The organism is Treponema primitia ZAS-2 (assembly GCF_000214375.1).
Taxonomy (GTDB): Bacteria; Spirochaetota; Spirochaetia; order Treponematales; family Breznakiellaceae; genus Termitinema; species Termitinema primitia.
The window spans coordinates 2,026,710-2,045,196 of record NC_015578.1 but is presented as its reverse complement, the minus strand read 5'-3'; the positions used below and the strand labels follow the sequence as shown (position 1 = coordinate 2,045,196).

Annotated in this window: 18 protein-coding genes; 10 read left to right on the top strand and 8 right to left on the bottom strand. The window is 46.2% G+C overall.

Features of this window, described 5'->3' with window-relative positions; genetic code table 11:
- Nucleotides 1-43 precede the first annotated feature (43 nt).
- From TREPR_RS09030 to TREPR_RS08980, 10 genes are all read left to right on the top strand, one after another.
- Nucleotides 44-598, top strand: coding sequence for an NlpC/P60 family protein (locus tag TREPR_RS09030; protein ID WP_015707996.1), 555 nt, complete (start codon nucleotides 44-46; stop codon nucleotides 596-598).
- Between the two features lie 180 nt (nucleotides 599-778).
- Entirely contained in the window at nucleotides 779-1,045 is a 267-nt protein-coding gene (locus TREPR_RS09025; protein WP_015707994.1) for a hypothetical protein, read from the top strand.
- The gene (locus TREPR_RS09020) at nucleotides 1,038-1,325 is read left to right on the top strand and encodes a hypothetical protein (protein ID WP_015707993.1); all 288 of its coding nucleotides are present in this window, start codon (nucleotides 1,038-1,040) and stop codon (nucleotides 1,323-1,325) included. Before TREPR_RS09025 ends, TREPR_RS09020 begins: the two co-directional genes overlap by 8 nt.
- Nucleotides 1,285-1,566, top strand: a complete 282-nt coding sequence (locus tag TREPR_RS09015) for a hypothetical protein (RefSeq protein WP_015707992.1) — start codon at nucleotides 1,285-1,287, stop codon at nucleotides 1,564-1,566. The genes TREPR_RS09020 and TREPR_RS09015 overlap by 41 nt, the downstream gene beginning before the upstream one ends.
- On the top strand, nucleotides 1,567-2,118 hold the full coding sequence (locus TREPR_RS09010) for a hypothetical protein (protein ID WP_015707991.1): 552 nt from the start codon (nucleotides 1,567-1,569) through the stop codon (nucleotides 2,116-2,118). It begins immediately after the preceding gene.
- The gene (locus TREPR_RS09005; RefSeq protein WP_015707990.1) at nucleotides 2,115-3,917 is read left to right on the top strand and encodes a hypothetical protein; all 1,803 of its coding nucleotides are present in this window, start codon (nucleotides 2,115-2,117) and stop codon (nucleotides 3,915-3,917) included. The genes TREPR_RS09010 and TREPR_RS09005 overlap by 4 nt, the downstream gene beginning before the upstream one ends.
- Nucleotides 3,918-3,927: 10 nt before the next feature.
- Nucleotides 3,928-4,221, top strand: a complete 294-nt coding sequence (locus tag TREPR_RS09000; protein ID WP_015707989.1) for a hypothetical protein — start codon at nucleotides 3,928-3,930, stop codon at nucleotides 4,219-4,221.
- Complete coding sequence (locus tag TREPR_RS08995) at nucleotides 4,221-4,559, top strand: hypothetical protein (protein WP_015707988.1); 339 nt, start codon at nucleotides 4,221-4,223, stop codon at nucleotides 4,557-4,559. The genes TREPR_RS09000 and TREPR_RS08995 overlap by 1 nt, the downstream gene beginning before the upstream one ends.
- A gap of 64 nt (nucleotides 4,560-4,623) precedes the next feature.
- Nucleotides 4,624-6,018, top strand: coding sequence for a DNA primase family protein (locus tag TREPR_RS08990; protein ID WP_015707987.1), 1,395 nt, complete (start codon nucleotides 4,624-4,626; stop codon nucleotides 6,016-6,018).
- A 1,403-nt stretch (nucleotides 6,019-7,421) separates the two neighbouring features.
- Complete coding sequence (locus TREPR_RS08980; protein WP_015707986.1) at nucleotides 7,422-9,002, top strand: AAA family ATPase; 1,581 nt, start codon at nucleotides 7,422-7,424, stop codon at nucleotides 9,000-9,002.
- 435 nt (nucleotides 9,003-9,437) lie between these two features.
- Here TREPR_RS08980 and TREPR_RS18820 read toward each other — a convergent pair whose 3' ends face one another.
- The 8 genes from TREPR_RS18820 to TREPR_RS08940 form a co-directional block, all read right to left on the bottom strand.
- Complete coding sequence (locus TREPR_RS18820; RefSeq protein WP_201765738.1) at nucleotides 9,438-9,914, bottom strand: hypothetical protein; 477 nt, start codon at nucleotides 9,912-9,914, stop codon at nucleotides 9,438-9,440.
- On the bottom strand, nucleotides 9,890-10,288 hold the full coding sequence (locus TREPR_RS18815) for a hypothetical protein (protein WP_201765737.1): 399 nt from the start codon (nucleotides 10,286-10,288) through the stop codon (nucleotides 9,890-9,892). The genes TREPR_RS18820 and TREPR_RS18815 overlap by 25 nt, the downstream gene beginning before the upstream one ends.
- A gap of 272 nt (nucleotides 10,289-10,560) precedes the next feature.
- Complete coding sequence (locus tag TREPR_RS08970; RefSeq protein ID WP_015707985.1) at nucleotides 10,561-11,751, bottom strand: hypothetical protein; 1,191 nt, start codon at nucleotides 11,749-11,751, stop codon at nucleotides 10,561-10,563.
- A 242-nt stretch (nucleotides 11,752-11,993) separates the two neighbouring features.
- Nucleotides 11,994-12,536, bottom strand: coding sequence for an SMI1/KNR4 family protein (locus TREPR_RS08960; protein WP_015707984.1), 543 nt, complete (start codon nucleotides 12,534-12,536; stop codon nucleotides 11,994-11,996).
- 254 nt (nucleotides 12,537-12,790) lie between these two features.
- Nucleotides 12,791-13,978, bottom strand: coding sequence for a tyrosine-type recombinase/integrase (locus tag TREPR_RS08955; protein ID WP_015707983.1), 1,188 nt, complete (start codon nucleotides 13,976-13,978; stop codon nucleotides 12,791-12,793).
- 290 nt (nucleotides 13,979-14,268) lie between these two features.
- A complete protein-coding gene (locus tag TREPR_RS08950) occupies nucleotides 14,269-16,167 on the bottom strand; it encodes a motility associated factor glycosyltransferase family protein (protein ID WP_015707982.1) in 1,899 nt (632 codons plus the stop codon).
- Nucleotides 16,154-18,046, bottom strand: a complete 1,893-nt coding sequence (locus tag TREPR_RS08945) for a penicillin-binding transpeptidase domain-containing protein (RefSeq protein WP_015707981.1) — start codon at nucleotides 18,044-18,046, stop codon at nucleotides 16,154-16,156. The genes TREPR_RS08950 and TREPR_RS08945 overlap by 14 nt, the downstream gene beginning before the upstream one ends.
- Entirely contained in the window at nucleotides 18,043-18,456 is a 414-nt protein-coding gene (locus TREPR_RS08940; RefSeq protein ID WP_015707980.1) for a S26 family signal peptidase, read from the bottom strand. Before TREPR_RS08940 ends, TREPR_RS08945 begins: the two co-directional genes overlap by 4 nt.
- Between the last annotated feature and the right edge of the window lie 31 nt (nucleotides 18,457-18,487).

The following is an 18,487-nucleotide window of genomic DNA, read 5'->3' as shown; positions in this document are numbered from 1 at the left end:
TAAAGGCCGCTGTATGCAAATATATTTAGGAGGGCGATAAGTAATGGGTATCAAGTGGAATAACCTGATGGAAAATGAAAAAAAGCAATTTGAGAAAATGAATGAACTGGATAAGTTTATTTATTTTCTTCTGCTGCAATTCGGTTCGCCTTACGGATGGGGCAAGGAAAACCCTGAAAGCTCCGATTGTTCGGGGGCGGTGTGCATGGCCTTGTTTGCGGCTACGGGGCTGCTCATCAGGACTACGGCGGATGATCTGTATAAGCGGGTGTTTACGGTGGTTAATCCCCGGCCTACAGATATTCGGGCGGCTTTCTTTATAACCAAAAAAAGCGGGAAACATGGGGATGGATATATCTCTGCGGGGACGGCTACTCATGTGGCGGGGTTTCTTGAAGATGGCGTGATTCTTAACTCCCAAGAGCCTTACGCAAAGGTACGCAGGATTACCGATGTATCGGACTGGTTTCAACGCAATGGGCATGAAGTGGCTGTCCGGGGGCTGGACCGTGAAGCGTTGGTCCGGCTTGCCGGGGAAGGGAAAAACCGCTACGGGCTGGATAGCGAATTGAACCGCTATTTTGACATGGGAGCGTAACAATGGCAAAGACAAAGAAATGTGTTGACTGTCTGCATTGTAAGGTGTCGGCAAAGTCAACGAAAAACAACCGGCTCTGCTTTTGCAGTGAGATGACAAGCAGGAAAAACCACCGGGAAAAATTCTGGCTTGAGAAGAAATTATGCGGGAATTTTTTCAGCATGAATTGAGGGGGGAACCATGAGTGATTCTGACGGGATTCAAATATCTGATAAGGCAAGCTGGGAGCATACAGGGCGGGAACTGTGGGCGATTCTGGTGAAGCGGCTGATTGCCCTACCCTCTAAAATGCTTGGGTTTAAGCCGTTTTGTTTGTACCTTGCAACATGGCTTTTGGCAAAGGGGCTTATCCGGGATTGGATATGGTTTGCGGTAATGGTGATGGTGCTTTTTGGGATTGTGGGGTTAAAGGTACTGTCCCATTGGAAAGGAATAGGCAATGAGTAATTTTTTTAAGGGGGTCATTACCGGGGCGGCGGGTATGCTGGTTCTGGTTTTGGTTATCGTGGCGTTCCGGTTCTTCCATGAGCGGGACCGGAAACTTATTGAATACATGGAGGTACAAAATGAAATACAGGCGATTGAAGATGATTACCGCAACCGTGATCCTTATGAGTTTCTTGAAACTACCCCCGGTGTTCGGGGAGCCGCAGACAGCGCAAGCGAAGAATTCAACCGGAAACGAAATGAGGCGGTACAGCGAATTAGAGATCGACACGCTGATTGAGGATTTAACAACTGCTGCGGAGGAGGCCATTGAACAGGCGGCGGCGGAAGCGGCTAAGGCTGCGGCCCTGGCTTCCATTGAGCGGGAATCGAGGGCTATAGCGGAAAGTCATCAATGGCGGGGGAAATATGAAACCGCAAGAAAAGCAGGGGTTAAAAACGCCGTGATTACCGGGGTGATTTGTTTTTTTGTCGGAGCCGCTTTGAGCGGCGGGGTTATTGCGATTTACGGAGGGCGATAAATGAGAGACCGGATTTTGATTAAGGGAATGGTTACGGTTCAGGTTCTGGACAAGGACGGGAATGTAAAGCGGCGGTCGCCGACATGGTTTGGACGGCTCTTTCGGATACCGGGGCGGCCTATGCGCTACCATCACCACAACATTGTTACCCGTGAAGGGGACGCTTTGATTGCCGATGCTTTGCTGGTCAGTCCCAACAAGGCGAAGGTAAGCAGTTCCGCCGGGTTTATTCAGGTGGGGACTGGCTGGACCGGGAATAGTACCAAGACGAATACCCGGTGCAATACCGCTACCGGATCAATGAAAGCCCTTGATTCGGGGTATCCGGCATTAAAGGCGGCCTGGGGCAGTGTTGGGGATACGACCCTGATTTACCGGGCGACCTTTGCGGCGGGGACGCTCAACGTCAACGGGATAAATGAAGCCTGTTTACTGAATGGCAATGCGGGTTCTTCCAACTGTCTGGCTTATGCCCAAATAACGCCGGTGGTCAATGTAACATCCAGCGATACATTACAAATACAATGGGAAATTACGATACTCGGCCAATGACCTTCCGGCAGTCCCTGGAGGACTTTCCGCTTACGGTAGACCTGGGGCGGGAAGTTCCTGATTGGGGGCTTACCCGGTGGGGCGGCGGCGGGCTGCGGTTCCGGCCCGATGATGGGGAGGGGTTCTCTCTGCGGGGGGATGGACGGCAAGTGCTCTACCGGGGAGGGAAGCGAAGCCATAGGTTTACTATCCTGGGCGGGGATCGCTTTGAATACGATTGTATTCTGAATAAGGAGCCTGACTGTAATACTGTTTGCCTGACTATGGACGGGGCGGAAAACTATAATTTTTTCCGGCAGCCTGATTTTGTCCGTGATCCGTTCTTGAAAGGTAGTTATGCGGTTTACAAAAAAGAAACGCTCCTAGGGGAAGGAACCGGGAAGCTCTGCCATATTCACCGCCCCAAGATTATTGATAGCCGGGGGCGGTGGGTGTGGGGGGATCTGTCTATTGCCGGTGATAGGCTTTGTATCACCATACCGGAAACGTGGCTTGCAGAAGCAAAGTACCCGGTAATTGTCGATCCGATAATCGGGACTAATACTATAGGGAGCCAAATAACCGGGCCTGATCCGAATAATGGTGGATATGATCGCCCTATGCTTGATGGTGAAATGGCATTAAATCAATATCCGGTTAATCAAAGCGGGGGCGGTAATTGCACGGCTTATGTATATGCCTATTACAGTAATAGCGATTCTTATATAACCCCCTGTCTTTATACGGACAATAGCAATAAACCTTATTTGCGAAAATCAAAAAACGAACAGGAGGTACGGGTTGATATTACCTCACAACGGCCTGCGGGGTGGCGTTCCAATACCTTTAGCATTGACGGAAGTATAACGGCAGGGGCCAATGTTTGGTTTGGGGTAAAGGCTTCGTGGTTTACTACCCGTTTTGACTATGGCGGTAAATGCTATAAATTCTGGCCTGATTACGATAGTTACCCCGAAGATTATGATGAAGATTTGCCTCCTCCGGTAATAAATATTACCCAATGGGACACCTACTGCACTATCAAATGGAGCTGGTATTTTGACTATACCGCAACACAGGCACAGAACTTTACCCGGACGCTTACCCAAGGGGTAACACTGACCGATACCCGGAAACTAACGGCGAACTATAAAAAGACTTTAACAATGAACGGGCAGAATGGTACGGCTTTGGGACATGGGTCAAGTTATATCAGAAAGCATATGGCGCAAGTAAAGGGGACAGATACTACGCCCTGGCTGCGGGGGTTATACCGGAGTATTACAGAAACGCTACGGGTACTTACGCCATTGGGTTATTGCAGGGAATTGTACCGCTCCCTGTTGGAGACGGCCCGTTTATCCGCAACGGCGAACCGGAGTACGGGGAATAACCGGAACATTGGGACAACGGCGGGAAGCAATGACGGGATTAGCCGGAGCCGGGGGATTTTCCGGGCTTTGCTTGAAACCGCTCAAACCGGGGATGGAGCGGTTTCTTTTATAGGATTGCTGCGGCGGCTTATTGAACAGGCAGGGTCAACGGATAGCGCCGGAAAATGGAACGTGTATATTCGGGGGCTGTATGAACAAGCTGGGAACAATGCGGAAACGGGGCATCAAGGGGAATACTACCGGGAAGCCTTTGACACCGCCGGGGTTGCGGGGCTTCCCCTGCGAAGCCTGGGGGTATTTATAAAACTGGTTACGGTGGGGTTGGTGCGGGATTACCTTTTGCGGCGGTTTCTGAAAAGCAATGAGGAAATTGTTTTGAAGTCTGCGGTCTGCCGGGACATTGAAATTGAAAGCCGGATTCATTGAGGGGTTGAATATGCAACGGATTTATAAAGGGCAATCGGCCCTGCGGATTACGGTTAAGACTTTTACGGATTTGGAGGGAATAGAGGGGGCGGTTATTAAGTACCGGAAACCTGACGGCTCTGTGGGGGAATTGTCGGCGGGGGTTGGGGACGTGGCGAAGGGGGTTATTTTCCATGAGGTTATTGAGGGGGAGATAGACCGGGCGGGATGGTGGACCTTCTGGGCCTTCATCACCTTTGGGGACGGGAGGACTGCGGCCGGGGAAGCGGCGAAGGTTTTTGTATGGAAGGAAGGAGACGGATAGTGAAACGACAAGACCCGGAGATCCGTTACCGGGAAAAACTGCGGCATGAGCAGAAGATCCTCGAAGAATTTGCCGCCCATGAAATTGAGTGGGCCGATGATCTCTTACTGTGGTATCGGATTCGGAAACAGGAAATTCCCGATGATGAATACCGGGCCGTTGCTTTTTTCAAAAACAGGGAATACCGGCGCAAGCCCGGTTCATTGACCTTGCTGTATACGATGTATCAGCGGTGCTTGGAAGAACTGCCGCCGCCGACTAAGGAAATAGCCTTTGACCTGGTTTCATACCGGTACAAGGTATATGCGATAACACTTGAAAAGGGAGGGTTTTCTTGAATCTAAAGTTTCAAGAATTCCAATTGACGTTGTTTGCTTCGCAAACTAAATCTAAGGAGTATTAATGGCGGAACTTATCGGGGATGAATCTATTTACCTGCGGATCAATGAACTAAAGGCCGGGAAAATACAGTTTACCGACGCAACCAACGCTGAACGGCTCTTGAAAATCTATGGCCGGGACATTCGATACAATGGGGCATGGAAAAAATGGATCGTGTGGGACGGTAAAAGCTGGCAGATAGATGACGGAGCCCGCATCCATGAAAAAGGGCTGGAAATGGTGCGGGGGATTTATGACGATTTACTCAAAACCTCGGATTATCGGGAACGGATAGAAATTGAAAAATACGCCATGTTAAGCGAAAGCGTGCGGCGGCGGGAGGCGTTTATTAAGGCGGCTTCATGGATTAAAGAGCTCAATATTTCAAGTGAAGAATTGGACGGCAACCCCTGGCTGTTGTCTGTCCGAAATGGGACGATTGATATTAAAGGGGGTACGTTCCGGGAACACCGGCAAGAGGACATGATTACTAAAATTGCCAATGTTGACTATGACCCGGCGGCGGACTGCCCGGCGTGGAAACAATTTGTCCGGGAGATAATGAACTTTAACGGGGATATTATCAGGTTTTTACAGGCCGTTGCGGGGATGGCTATTACCGGGGATGTGTCGGAACAATCCTTGTTTATTTTATACGGTTCGGGGGCCAATGGTAAAAGTACCTTTTTGAATACGCTGATGTATATTCTTGGGGACTATGCGCTGACCACAACCACGGAAACCTTTATGAAGCGAAACAATGAGCAGACGACGAATGACATTGCACGGCTGCGGGGCGCACGGTTTGTAACGACTACCGAGCTTGACCAGGGGAGGCGGTTAAGCGAACCTTTGATTAAACAGATTACCGGGAATGACAAGGTTACGGCCCGGTTTTTGTATGGGGAATATTTTTCCTACACGCCGACTTACAAAATATTCATGGGGACAAACCACAAACCTATTATCAAGGGAACAGATTTTGGCATCTGGCGGCGGATTAAGCTGATCCCCTTTACGACCCGGATTGAAGCGGATAAGCAGGATAAACACCTGGAGGAAAAGCTCAGGGCAGAGGCTCCGGGGATATTGAACTGGTTACTGGAAGGGGCGTACCGCTGGCTTAAAGAAGGGCTTATTGTACCGGAGGCGGTTCTGGCGGCAACCGATGACTACAAGGGGGAAATGGATGTGATCGGGAACTTCCTGAAAGAGTGTTGCATCCAGTCGCCGGGGGTGAGTATAAGGATTCGGGAACTGTTTAAGGCGTATCAGGAATGGTGTGAGCAGAATAATGAACGGGCGGTGAGTGAACGGCTGCTGTCTTTCCGCTTAAAGGAAATGGGCTTTAACCGTATACGGAGCGCCGAGGCCCGGTACTGGTCGGGGATTATGCTGAGGGCTAAGACGGATTGATTTTTTTGCTTCGGGCCTTGGGCTTTGCCCCCCGTGCGCCCCCTTTGGGTTGGGCTGTGAAAACAGGGGCGGTATTATTCAGGTGTTTTTGTTGTATGCTCTGTTGCTATTAAGTAGGCGGCAGAGCTTTTTCTTTATGCGGGTTGTGGTCCGATTTTTGCCTGGAACATGATTTGAATTTGGTATGTGCAAAAACAGGCATTTTAAGCGGCTGAGCGCGCTCACCTCGGTTGTAGGATGGTTGTTATCGGGTTTGTAAAAATGACGGAACGGTTTGTCATAAATGACAGAAAAACAGGCTTTTTTCGAGGGGTTTCTGTCATTGATTTTGATAGGTATTTTCAGATACCTATTATTATTGATAACTATTTTTACCCCTTTTTATTTCTTTTATGACTATTATGACAATAAGAAAAAGTAAATAGCTATGTCTTAATCTTATTTAGGGACTTCCCGGAATTCGAAATTTGAATTGTCATTTGTCATTCATTGGGCTGCTTATCGCGCCGCCCCCGGAGGGGGCGGTTCACCCATCGGCGGCGGCGGTGGTATTCGGGGTATCGGCCCGCTCTCCCTGAAAGGGTGGGCGGGTTTTACGGAGGGACCAGGATTCACTACACACCATCGGCCCCGGTGCAGGGGAAGAAAGCGGCGGTCAGGGAATTGGGGGAGAAGGCTTCCGCTGTGGACTTATGCCGCCTACCCGGAGGACCCGCAGGGTCTGGAGGGGTGGCGGTCTTTGCCGATAAAGGTAGCGGTTTGCGAAGGTGGGGAGAGGGCTTTTATCAGCGGCGGGGTTTTCATTTCACGTCAGCCGTGGGGCGAACTACAATGGGCTTTGTTGGGAAACCGAAAAGCTGGGTGGGCGAAGTACGCCCCGCTGTGGTGGTTTATGGACGGGGCGGCAGGACGCCGCCTTGAACGGAAAAAAACGCAAACATGGACGTTTGCGTTTTTTTCTTCCGCTCGGCCCCCGGCTACGGCCGGGGGCTGTCCCTCCCCCTTTGAGTCGTTGAAGGACGGGTTTACGACCAGAGCGACCGCAGGGAGCGGCGGGAGTAAACCCCTCCTATGTCTCTTGTAGAGGGGGAAGCCCGGCGGCGAGGGGGAGGGACAATATAGGCCGTCCATAAACCACCACCGGAGTACTCTTAGCTCGATGGAAGAAGCGGCCCTGGGTGGGCTTAGTACTATGAGTTCCCCACGGTTTATATATAGCCAATGGGGAATAACATCGATAGTATGCCGAGGTAGGTAGGATGAAAAACCAGAAAGTTTTTGATTATGGCGGTGTTTAGCGAGAAGACAGAGTTTTTTCGCCACTTTGCCGATACAGTTTTATCCTGAAGACCCTCTTTACATCATTTGAATAATATTATTAAATAGTCTTTAAGGAAATAATAATGCGGGTGAAAAAAGTCATACTTAAGGAATTTAAGCGCTTTGATAATTTAACGATAAATTTAGGAGATAATCCTGCAAAAATTATTGTATTAGTAGGGCCTAATGGATGTGGCAAAAGTTCAATCTTTGATGCTTTTGAGGAGAAAGAAAAAGACTTTAGAAACCATGGACAAGAAGATATGCAATTTTATTCAAAATCATTTTTTTATCTTGATGAAACTCTTAAAAAAGATGTGTATGATAAAAATGAATCAATTAAAATATTTACTTCGAATGAAACTAATAATTTTTCAAGAAAGAGTTTTTATATTCGTACTGCATATCGTTTTACTTCAAAGTTTGATATAAAGGAATTAAAACCCTTACCATCTGTTTTTAATACTAATGATGATCCAATAAGTTTAATTACATTGGACAAAAGGCTTGAATCAAATTATAAAAGACTATTAGGCGTTGCTTATTCAGATTTCTTTGAAGGTAGCAAAACAGGAATTCAAGTAAAAGAAGAATTGATTGGTTCAATAAATAATATACTTAAAGATATTTTAGATATTAAAATATCAAATCTTGGTAATATTCTGGCAAATAAAGGGCAATTATATTTTGAAAAAGGAAATACAAAGGATTTCCCATATGCAAATTTGTCATCGGGTGAGAAAGAGGTTGTAGATATTATACTGGACCTACTACTAAAAACGAACGATTACAATGATACTGTATTTTGTATTGATGAACCAGAACTGCATTTGAATACAGCTATACAACGAAAATTATTAATTAATATTGAAAAATTAATTCCGGATAATTGTCAATTATGGATTGCAACTCATAGTATAGGGTTTTTAAGGGCTGTACAAACTGAACTATATAACAAATCTCAAATATTGGATTTTTCTGAAAAAGATTATTTTACAGGGATAAATATTATTGAGCCTATGCGCACCACTCGATTTAATTGGCAAAGAATATTTAAAACAGCTTTGGAAGATCTTGTAGGTTTATTAAGTCCCGAACGAATAATTTATTGCGAAGGAAAGGATAGACCAGGAGAACACGGGATAGAAAAAGGGTTTGATGCAAAAGTTTTTAATTTAATATTTTCAGAGACATATCCAGAGACTTTATTTATCTCAAGTGGTGGTAATACTGAACTTGATAAAAGAAGTGATATTGCGATTTCAATTTTATCTAAAGTTTTTGTTGATTTGGAAATATTGGTTTTAAAGGATAGAGATATGGCATCTGGAAAGATTACAGATATAGAAAATCGGAGAAGGTATTTGGAAACAAATCCAAAGAATCACAGATTATTAGAAAGATGGGAAATAGAAAATTATTTATTTGATAAAGAAGTATTAATAAAATATTGTTCCCAAGAAGGATTGATATTTAACAAATTTGAATATGATACTTATATTACTGATATCAACAATCAAAATGTAAAAGATAGTATAGGAAAAATAAAAAATATCTGCGGCATTACACATAATATTAATGAAGAGAGATTTAAACTAGAATTAGCTAAAGTAATTTCAAGTGATATGAATGTCTATGCAGAACTAAAGAGATGTATATTTTAATAAAAGGACGCACATATTATATTTAATCATTTTACTATATTGGTATGATCAAAATATCATATTTAATTAGAACGCTAAGATTAAATGCCCCTTAAAGACATCAGAAAAGACATCAAATACCTGTCCTTTTCGGTCTTTCTTAATTCCTCTTAATCTTACATGGGTATTGACTAATTCCTTATGACACAATAAAATATCCTTATAAATCCCACTAGGGTTTAGTCAAATAGACGGGGTGGCGAATGTATATGAAGGTTTTTATGGCGCGATAAAAAAACTGCGAAGCAGTTTTGCGCCATAAAAACTTTGGGTGGAGTGGAGCGTGGGAACGAAGTGACCTAGCGAAACGGAACCCCGAGGAGCGAAGCGACGAAGCGTATACAGACCTGTTATGTGCAGTAGGGGCGTACCCCACTATTTTTATTTATTCAAAATTCATATTAGGATTTTTATCTTCACATGGAACACCTGTTTGACATAATCCGCACCCAGAACCTGCCTTTGCATCTCCCCCATAAGAAATCGCCAATTTACTTGCTTCTTCTCCGTAGACATATTGAAAACATTTAATTTTTCATGGCCTTTTTCAGTAATGGCATTTATCGGACACCTTTTAATACAGGCTCCGCATTTGCTTCTACTACAAAATAGGCAATTTTCCCTATAATCTTTTGCCTTTATTTTATCTGCTTCAACCGTTAAATCTGTTACTACAGAAATAAGGCGAACAGCCATTCCCTTTTCCGTAATAAATCCGTCATTTAGGCTAAAAGTACCAAGGCCAGCCGCATATGCAATATGACGTTCTGACCAAATTGAACTAAATCCAGCTGGAGTTGTATAGGTTTTAAACCAAGTGGCCGCCCAAGGTGAAACCGCTTTATATCCTAAACTGGATAACAGAGATTCCATAAACCGTCCAATTTTTTTGTTATACCGTCACTGTTGGAAGATGGTTGGATAAAGGTACGGGTCAACACCCATTCTTTAGACGGCCAATCTTTTTGTTTTCTATTACTTTTCCTGATTTTTTCATTTATAGGCAATACAACACTGATAACAGTTCCATTTTGAAAACTATCTTTTCCATAAGTCATTTCATAGGCTTCTTTTGGGGTTAAATGTTCTGAACCAATTATTTCCTTATAATTAAAAAAAAGAGAATTATCCGCTGATGCAAATTGTATAAGCGGTTCATCGAAAAAATGATCATTGGTTTCAGTAAACCAGTTTTCTTTATCATTTATCACAAATTCTTTAATTGCCTGAATAATTTTCTCTTTCATATAAACCACTTTAATCTTCCGTATGATATATTATTTTTACCAGCTTATTTTGTCAACCATTTTTTACAATATTTTAAAATATTTTAGCCCCTATTGCACATAACGACCCGGCTGTTTACGACGTTTGGGCGGCACTATAAAGCATTGCGCAGCAATGCGTGCCGCCCAAATGTGGTTGAGAGAGCCGTGGGAGTGAAACGACCTAGGCGACCGAAACCGGAGGAGCGAAGCGACGAACCGTATACAGCCTGTTATATGATGCGCCCATTGCTTTACAATATATTCTTATATTTCACTAATGTTTGTTTATATTTGCCAGTAGCAGTTAATATTTCTGCAGAAACAGTTTTATTCTTTAATATTCCTTTGTGTTTGTTTTCAATACCTAAGTTATTTAGTATTGTTTTTGTTACCCATCCGCCTCTCCTATTTTTAGAATTAATACACATTATAATGCTCTCAATTTTTCTAAAACTTAAACCATCTTTTAAATATGCCCGAATAATATCACTTTCATTATATACTTGATTTGCATTTGCCATTACAACTGAAGAAGTAGTTTTTATTTGTAAACCATATTCAATACCTATCTCTATATCACCCAAGTTGCTTGACCTAATAGTATTATATGAATTATCAAGTAAAATGTTTTTTTGATACGTTTCAAATATATTTTTATATTTTTCTTGCATATATAAATACATATATTGTAATAATTCTTTATATTCCCCTATATTATTGTTACTTACAACATCTGTTTCATTCTTTCGCTGTGGAACCAAAAAGTAATTAATCGGATGAACAAGCCGTAAAAAATGTGCTTTCATTTTACTTTTATCAACAGAATCTATATCATTGTCAATTTTTCTATAAGGATAATTTGAACCATTGTATATTTTCCATTCATCTTGGATTCCAAGAGGAAATAATATTTTAGAATCTTCTTCATAATCAAAATTGTAATTGTCATTTACAGAAAAAATATGTGCCAATTTCCAGCCATTATTATTAATATTTACACTTTTACCTATTTTAAATGCCTGGTATGGAATTTCCTCTTTAGTATTTCTAAATCCATAAGGGAATTGCCTGGTTGTCATTACGTCATAAAAATCTTTATAATCTGGCACATATTGATTAATAGCCATAATATAAAAATAATGAGCCAAATAATTATCACAAAATACATAACAAAAATCATTATTATATTTTGTATAAAAACCTCTTCGAATATTATTCCAATTATTATTTGAATCAGTATGATGTCTACGAATAAAATATATTGCTTTCGGTTCATTGACATAAGTGTTTAATAAACTATCCCATTGACAGAGAATTTCTTTTTTAGGCAATGTATTTTTAATACAATTTGTAAAAAATAATTTGATTGTTTTGTCTCTACCATTAGGTAATTGTATACAACCTGATTTATTAATATCTTTCAAATAATCTATTAAGTTCATGCTTATCTTCCTTTACAACATGGTAAACTATTTTGCAAATAATTTCAATGGGCGTTTCATATAACGTTCCGGCTGTATGCGAAGGTTTTTTGGCGCGATAAGAAAATTGCGCAGCAATTTTGCGCCAAAAAACTTTGGGTGGAGTGAGCCGTGGGAAGCGAAGCTGACCTAGGCGAGTGGAACCCCTGGAGGGCCGAAGGCCCGGAACGCATACAGACCTGTTATGCGCAGTACACCCCTCTTTACATTTTATTTTTCCTATTTTCTTTAATCTTCTTTTCTTTCCCTTCTTTTAATTCCATTAATTCTTTATCCAATAATTCCCAAAAATTCATATTTATTTCTTCAATAATATTTTCTTCATGGTTATATTGTACTATTTTTCCTTCTTCATTCACACAATATAAATCTTCATTTCCTATTATCTTTAGTACCGGTACTGCTTTAATTTCCGTTTCTTCAATGAATTCTTTTCCTATAATTTCAAGCCTCATCCAATCTTCGCTATTTTTTGATCCGGAATATGTATGTATTCCGTATAGAAATGTCCAAAAAGGCCCTACGTCATATAATTTTGGCCTTGGCCATACTTTTTCTATTATTTCAACATACATTCCCGGGAATGCCCCTAAAATATGTGCTTTATATTCTTCGGGGAATTTTATACCCAATGTTTCTTCAATATTTTCTATATCATTTAATGTATATTTATCTGGAGCCATCGGCGTAACTCTAAAATCTTTGTCAAAATACTTATTCAAATATTCTATTGTTTTGTCTTCCATAATTTTTCCATTATTTTGTTTATTATTATATTCCGTTATTGATTTTAGTCAATCCATTTTATTTATAATTTTATTGGTTTATCTTTTCAACAAACGTTGGGGTGTATTTCGCATAACTCCTTTTATGCGAATTGCGTATAATATCCCCAAACAATGATAATATGCGTACACAGGTTATACTCTTCCTGCGGATATAACACGCATAGAATTGCGTGTTATATCCGCAGGAAGAATGTTTGCAGAAGATAAGAAAATCAGTCATCATCCGGGCCGAAATCGTCGAGGGGACTTTTTATCTTAAGGGCACTGCGGCGGGCTACGTGGGTATAACGTTCGGTTGTTTTAAGGAAGGCGTGGCCGAGGAGCTCCTGGATGTATTTTATGTCCACACCATTTTCGAGGAGATGGGTGGCGAAAGCATGGCGAAGACTGTGAATAGAAACATCCTTTTGGATGCCTACCTTTAACACGGCCTTGTTGAATATGTTTTGCGCAGAACGGATTGAAAGATGGCTGCCGGGTTTTATCCCTGGAAAAAGCCAATTCTCAATCCCGTAAACGGAAACATATTCACTTATAAAGGATGCTGCGCGGTCAGATAAGATTGAGTTGCGGTCCTTTCGGCCTTTTCCGGAACGAATATAGATCACCTTCCGGGTAAAATCAACGTGGCTTTTTTTTAGCGATACTACTTCGCTTACCCGCAGCCCTGAAGAATAGGCAAGCATTATGAGTAACCGGTGCTTAGAATTTTTTTCGCCTTCCAGCATGACATTAATCTCCGATTTTGATAATATAGCCGGGAGGCGTTGATCAAGTTTGGGGCGGTGTTGTTCTTCCAGGATATTTTTTTGAAGTACATTATGATAGAAAAATTTCAGGGCGCTGATTGCTAAATTCATCGTGGAGCTCGAAAGGAAAAGGGAGCTATCTAAATAAGCCGCATATGATTTAACGTCGGTACTTCCAATATGATCGGGGCTCTTTTGAATGAACTTGCAAAACGATTTATTATACTGGATATAACTTCGAATAGTCCGTGGGCTATATTTTCTTGAATGAAGTTCGACGGTTAGTTTTTCTTCCCAATCAGATGTGAATAGTTCCGGGAGCGGTATGGGAACCGTCGAATGATGGTTAACGGCAGTTTGTTTGGCTTCGATTTCTATTCCGTCAGAACTTTCCAGTGCGTCCATTCTAAAAACATTACTGATCACTAGGGGCTCTTCGGGGCTTCGGTCGACTTCAACATAGGGTCTCCCATGAAGGAGTTCCGGAAGTTTGGTATGGCCTGGAGAATTGGCTTTTACTATATATTGGTGAGTAGAATGATCCCAAAACCCGAGCTTGGTTGCCCTGAATTTTTCAAACAACTTAGGATCGTAATCATAAAAGGGAATCCTAACCTTACCATTCTCATGAAAAAGATAAACCACTTCCATTAGAATCTCCTATGGTAAGACACAAAACAGTATACCTCTTATATACTATACATTAGTATAGTATAATCAAGCTATGACACAAATAGAAATTGGAACCTGCGGTTATTATTATATGGATTGGATAGGGCCTGTCTATCCTGGGCATCAAATTCTAAAGATCCCCAAAAAAGCCGCCGATAAATTAACAAGCGGGGATAAAACCTCAAGTTAAAGACGGTGTGCAACGGGCTAATAACCCCGACGTCCAGGCACATCGTCTTTTTTTTTGCAAATCCGTATCACGCCATTATTCACTGTAAATACTCCAGGTTATATCCCGCAGTTTCCGCCAGAGAGCCGTAGAGTTTAGCCGAAAGCTCCAGGTGCCTGGCAAAGGGATCTGATTCGGGGGTCAGGAGGCCTGTTTCCAGTTCAGAGAGGGGAGGGAAGAGGAAGCCCGCCACGTCCTTCACCTCACTTTCCATGATCAGGCGGTTGAGCTCCCCCAGGCGTTTCAGGACTCGGTCCCGGTCGGCACTTTCAGGCCGGCGATCGCTTCCCGTGCGGCCACCAGCCGCCTTGGATGATAAGGCTGCCGCTTCTTTCGCCAGGGCTTTGACCCGTTCCAGGCCCCGGGTCAGGGTTTTATAGGCCTCCTCGTACCGGGCAAGCCGCTTTTCCCGTTCCTCCGGAGCATTAAATTCCCCCTCAATTTTGGCAAAAACCGATTGGAGTAGCCGGTTGATTTCGGCCCGGCGAGGGGGGAGGGCGAGGAGTTCTTCCGCCCTTGCGGCGGAAAGGCCGGGAATGGCCAGGCCTCCCGGGGAGAGGCTGCGGTTATGCAGGTCCGGGTATTGCCGGAATTTGCTTTCAAACCAGGATGAATACAGGGCCAGCCGGCTGTCCGTGAGAACTTCCCCCCCGGAGGCTGCGGGAGCCTTGAAGGGGCGGCCATCCCGAAGCGCCCGGGCCGACCAGGTTTCGGCGGGGTTAAACCGGATAGACTCCGCCAGGGAGCGGCTTTCAAAGAGGGCGCCCCGAAAGTGGGTTTTCAGATTCGGAAAGGAAAGGTCCAGCCCGGCTATCCAGATCTCCCTGGACCCCAGGATGCGGGCAAAATCCCAGGCTGTGGTAGCCACGGAGCCTCCGGCCCCCAAAGCGCCCTTAGGGTCCAGCCGCTCCTCAATAAAGCGGCCCAGGGGAAAGAGGGAAGCGCAGAGGAAGGCCCGGGCAAAGGGCAAGGAACCATCGGTATTCCGATGGTTCCAGTGCAATACCGGTGGGTAGACGGCAGATTCGGCGATGAGGCAGGTATGTGCCGCCCGGGCGCGGTCCAGGTGCCGGGCATTCCAGAACTGGGGATCTACGGCCACGGCAAAGTCCGGGTCTACCCCCTGTTCCAGGAGCAGCCGCAGGGAGGTGTCCACCCCCACGATGACCGCCCGCTCAGCCAATTCCGGCAGCAGCGGGGCGATTTCGTCCAGAGACGGGCCCGCCGCCACCAGCAGCACCGGTACCGAAAGTGGTGCCAGGCACCCTTCCAGCCGGGAAACCCCGGGCAGGTCCCGGATTGCTTCCCGGTTGGCGGCCAGGTTGCGGACCCAGCGCTTCCCAAAGCGCCTGAGGGTGGCGACATTCACATCTTCCCGGGCGGACCAGGTGTTTATGCGCCGCTCAACTGCGGCGTACCATTCCTCATCCAGGCTCATTAAGGGGCGGTTGCGGACCAGGGTTGGTTTTGTTTCCCCGGTTTTTCCTTCCAGGAGCCGCAGCGCCCCGGTGATCCCCTCGCCTGACCCGCCCAGGACAAAGAGGATCCGGTACTTGGTGAGGAAATTACGGAGATCCCGGCATTCCAGGGCCTTTTTCAGTATTTCGACCCGGCGTTCAACCAGGATGATCGGCCTGTTCCCGACAGTTTCGGCAATTGCCTCGGCCACGTAGCCCAGGCCGAAACCCAGGACTATTACCGGCCCATCGCCGGGCGCCTCTCCCAAGCGCCGGCCTTCCCGAACCGGGTCCCGCATGGAGTGGATATGGATGCCCCGTATAAGCAGGGTCGGGGCCCCGGAGACGGCCTGTTCAAGCTGAATTTCATCGTCCGAAAGGGCCGGTTCCGCTGACCGGGGCTGAAGCAGCTGTCCGGCAAGCCCCGGATACTGGCTTTCGATAACCCGGAGATTGGCTTCCCAGAGGCTATTCGAGTTCAAGAACTATAACCGTGTCTTCATTCAAGGGAGTCCCTGGGGCGGGGCTTTGGCGGCTAACCCAGCCATTGCCGGAAATTTCCAGGTGGAGATCATCCCGGAGGAGCAGGGGGAGGAGTTCTCGTTTTGAGTAACCCCCGAAGTTCGGGACCACGGTGTCTACTATGGGGCTGATCACCTGGGGCAGGCTTATCGACCCGGAGTGGCTTATCTGGGGATTCCGGCCCCGGGGGATACCCAGGTAATCTACCAGGGTTTCTGCTGCTTCCCGGATAGGGGGCGCGGCGATACGGCCACCCAGAATTTCGCCCTTGGGCTTGATGATCGCCAGGTAGAGGATCAGCGAAGGGGACTCTGCGGGCAATAGGGCTATGCAGCTGGCGACAAAGTCGGTGTCGGAGTAGCCTTTGGTCACCGGGTCGATGAGCTGGGCGGTACCGGTTTTTACCGCCAGGGACAGGTCCCGTATGTTGGCCCGCCAGCCGGTGCCGATTTCCGAGGTTACGTCCACCATGTAGGAACGCATGGCCCGGGCGACTTCTGCCTTGAGCACCCGCCTGCCCTGGCCGCCTTCGTAGGAGCGGATTATTTCCCCCTTGGGGGAAACGATCCGGGAAACGATGCGAGGGGGCACCAGGACCCCATCGTTAGCCACCGCAGTGGCAGCCTGGACCATCTGAAGGGCGGAAACGGCTATTTCCTGGCCCAGGGCAATAGTCGGCTTGGAACGCTCGGACCAGCGGTCCACGGACCGGAGAAAGCCCACGGTTTCCCCGGGACTTCCCGCGCCGGTCCGGGTGCCGAAACCGTAGTTTTGGAGCAAGTCGTAGAAGGGGGTGGCGCTCAGGCGATCCGCCGCATAGGCAGCCCCGGCATTGCAGGAATAGGTGATGATATCCCGGGCGGTCACCCTTCCGTGGGCGCTCAGGCAGCTGATGACGATCCGCTCCCCCCGGTTGGTGACCCGCTCGTAATGGCCGTCGCATAAAAAGGTGCTGCCGGCTCCCACGGCCCCGGATTCCATCAGGGCGGAAATTGAAAACACCTTGAAAACCGATCCCGGTTCATAGGACCAAATGGCGGGCCGGTCCATGCGAGACAATTCGCTGGAAGAGTTAATGTCATTGGGATCAAAATTCGGGAGGGAGGCGGAACCCAGGATATCCCCGGAACGGGGATCCATGGCGATAAACATCACCGCCTCAGCCCGGCTTTCCAGACGGGTCCGCTCGGCTATCTCCTCCAGGATATGCTGTACATTGGCGTCGATAGTGAGGAACACCTGGTTCCCCGATCCGCCCCTGCTCTTGGCCTCCGGGGGGGACAGTTCCGACTCAAAGGCGTATTCGATCCCCCCCAGACCGTTGTTGTTTTCATTGCCCACAAAGCCGATGATCTGGCTGGCCAGCCGTTTTTCAGGATAGATGCGGCCCACTATCGCCTCAATGCCCACTCCCCGCAGGCGCCCCTCGGCTTTGAGGTTTTCAATTTCCCTGATGGTGGATTGTTCCGCCTGTTTTTTAAGGTACACAAAATCGCTGATTCCTGAATCGATCTTGCTTTTGATCAGTTCAGGCGACATATTCAGGATCGGCGCCAGGTCCCGGCTCAGCACATCCTGGTCTTCTATGTCAGGTCGCCAGATGGTGATATTCCCCAGCCGGGTCTGGATGGCCAGTATACGGCCGTTCCGGTCCAGGATAGGCCCCCGTTCCACAAAGGGCTGTCCGGTATTGCCGTTTCCGGTACTTCCCGAGGGGCTCAGCATGAGCACCCCATATCGCACCAGAACGCCCAGGCCTAAGATGGCGAAAATAGCAATAAAAATGTGGAACCGTCTCTGGGACGGCGGATTAGTTTTGTTATCGTTTCTGTCTGTCATTTAACACCCATTACCTTTCCTATAATACGATCCATCGAAACGGGACCGTAAGACCGTGAATCGTAGGATTTCAGATCATTATCCCCCAGGGCAAAAAAAGCGTCTTCCCCGATAAGAAAACCACAGCGTTTAACCGCAGTGTCTCCCCGGGGGGTTAAAAATACCACTACATCCCCTTCTTTTGGCTTAGCCCAGCGGAAAAGGTAGCTCCCTGATCCGGGCAGCCGGAATCCATAAGCAGTCCGTATAACCACCAGCACCGTCCCGGATTTTATCGCGGGCATCATGGAGTACCCGTCGGTAATCATAAAATCAAACAAGAGAAATTTCATCAACAGGGCGGCAATAAATGCCAAAAAAACAGCCTTCCCCGGATTTACCGGAGTAGTTCCAACCGGTCCCTTTTCCATAATTAAGAGGAAGTATAATACTTCGTTTAAA

What these genes read in the sequence shown, in the direction of transcription:
- TREPR_RS09030 (WP_015707996.1), top strand. Translation starts at nt 44, where the DNA reads ATGGGTATCAAGTGGAATAACCTGATGGAAAATGAAAAAAAGCAATTT.
- TREPR_RS09025 (WP_015707994.1), top strand. Translation starts at nt 779, where the DNA reads ATGAGTGATTCTGACGGGATTCAAATATCTGATAAGGCAAGCTGGGAG.
- TREPR_RS09020 (WP_015707993.1), top strand. Translation starts at nt 1,038, where the DNA reads ATGAGTAATTTTTTTAAGGGGGTCATTACCGGGGCGGCGGGTATGCTG.
- TREPR_RS09015 (WP_015707992.1), top strand. Translation starts at nt 1,285, where the DNA reads ATGAGGCGGTACAGCGAATTAGAGATCGACACGCTGATTGAGGATTTA.
- TREPR_RS09010 (WP_015707991.1), top strand. Translation starts at nt 1,567, where the DNA reads ATGAGAGACCGGATTTTGATTAAGGGAATGGTTACGGTTCAGGTTCTG.
- TREPR_RS09005 (WP_015707990.1), top strand. Translation starts at nt 2,115, where the DNA reads ATGACCTTCCGGCAGTCCCTGGAGGACTTTCCGCTTACGGTAGACCTG.
- TREPR_RS09000 (WP_015707989.1), top strand. Translation starts at nt 3,928, where the DNA reads ATGCAACGGATTTATAAAGGGCAATCGGCCCTGCGGATTACGGTTAAG.
- TREPR_RS08990 (WP_015707987.1), top strand. Translation starts at nt 4,624, where the DNA reads ATGGCGGAACTTATCGGGGATGAATCTATTTACCTGCGGATCAATGAA.
- TREPR_RS08980 (WP_015707986.1), top strand. Translation starts at nt 7,422, where the DNA reads ATGCGGGTGAAAAAAGTCATACTTAAGGAATTTAAGCGCTTTGATAAT.
- TREPR_RS18820 (WP_201765738.1), bottom strand. Translation starts at nt 9,914, where the DNA reads ATGGAATCTCTGTTATCCAGTTTAGGATATAAAGCGGTTTCACCTTGG.
- TREPR_RS18815 (WP_201765737.1), bottom strand. Translation starts at nt 10,288, where the DNA reads ATGAAAGAGAAAATTATTCAGGCAATTAAAGAATTTGTGATAAATGAT.
- TREPR_RS08970 (WP_015707985.1), bottom strand. Translation starts at nt 11,751, where the DNA reads ATGAACTTAATAGATTATTTGAAAGATATTAATAAATCAGGTTGTATA.
- TREPR_RS08960 (WP_015707984.1), bottom strand. Translation starts at nt 12,536, where the DNA reads ATGGAAGACAAAACAATAGAATATTTGAATAAGTATTTTGACAAAGAT.
- TREPR_RS08955 (WP_015707983.1), bottom strand. Translation starts at nt 13,978, where the DNA reads ATGGAAGTGGTTTATCTTTTTCATGAGAATGGTAAGGTTAGGATTCCC.
- TREPR_RS08945 (WP_015707981.1), bottom strand. Translation starts at nt 18,046, where the DNA reads ATGACAGACAGAAACGATAACAAAACTAATCCGCCGTCCCAGAGACGG.
- TREPR_RS08940 (WP_015707980.1), bottom strand. Translation starts at nt 18,456, where the DNA reads ATGGAAAAGGGACCGGTTGGAACTACTCCGGTAAATCCGGGGAAGGCT.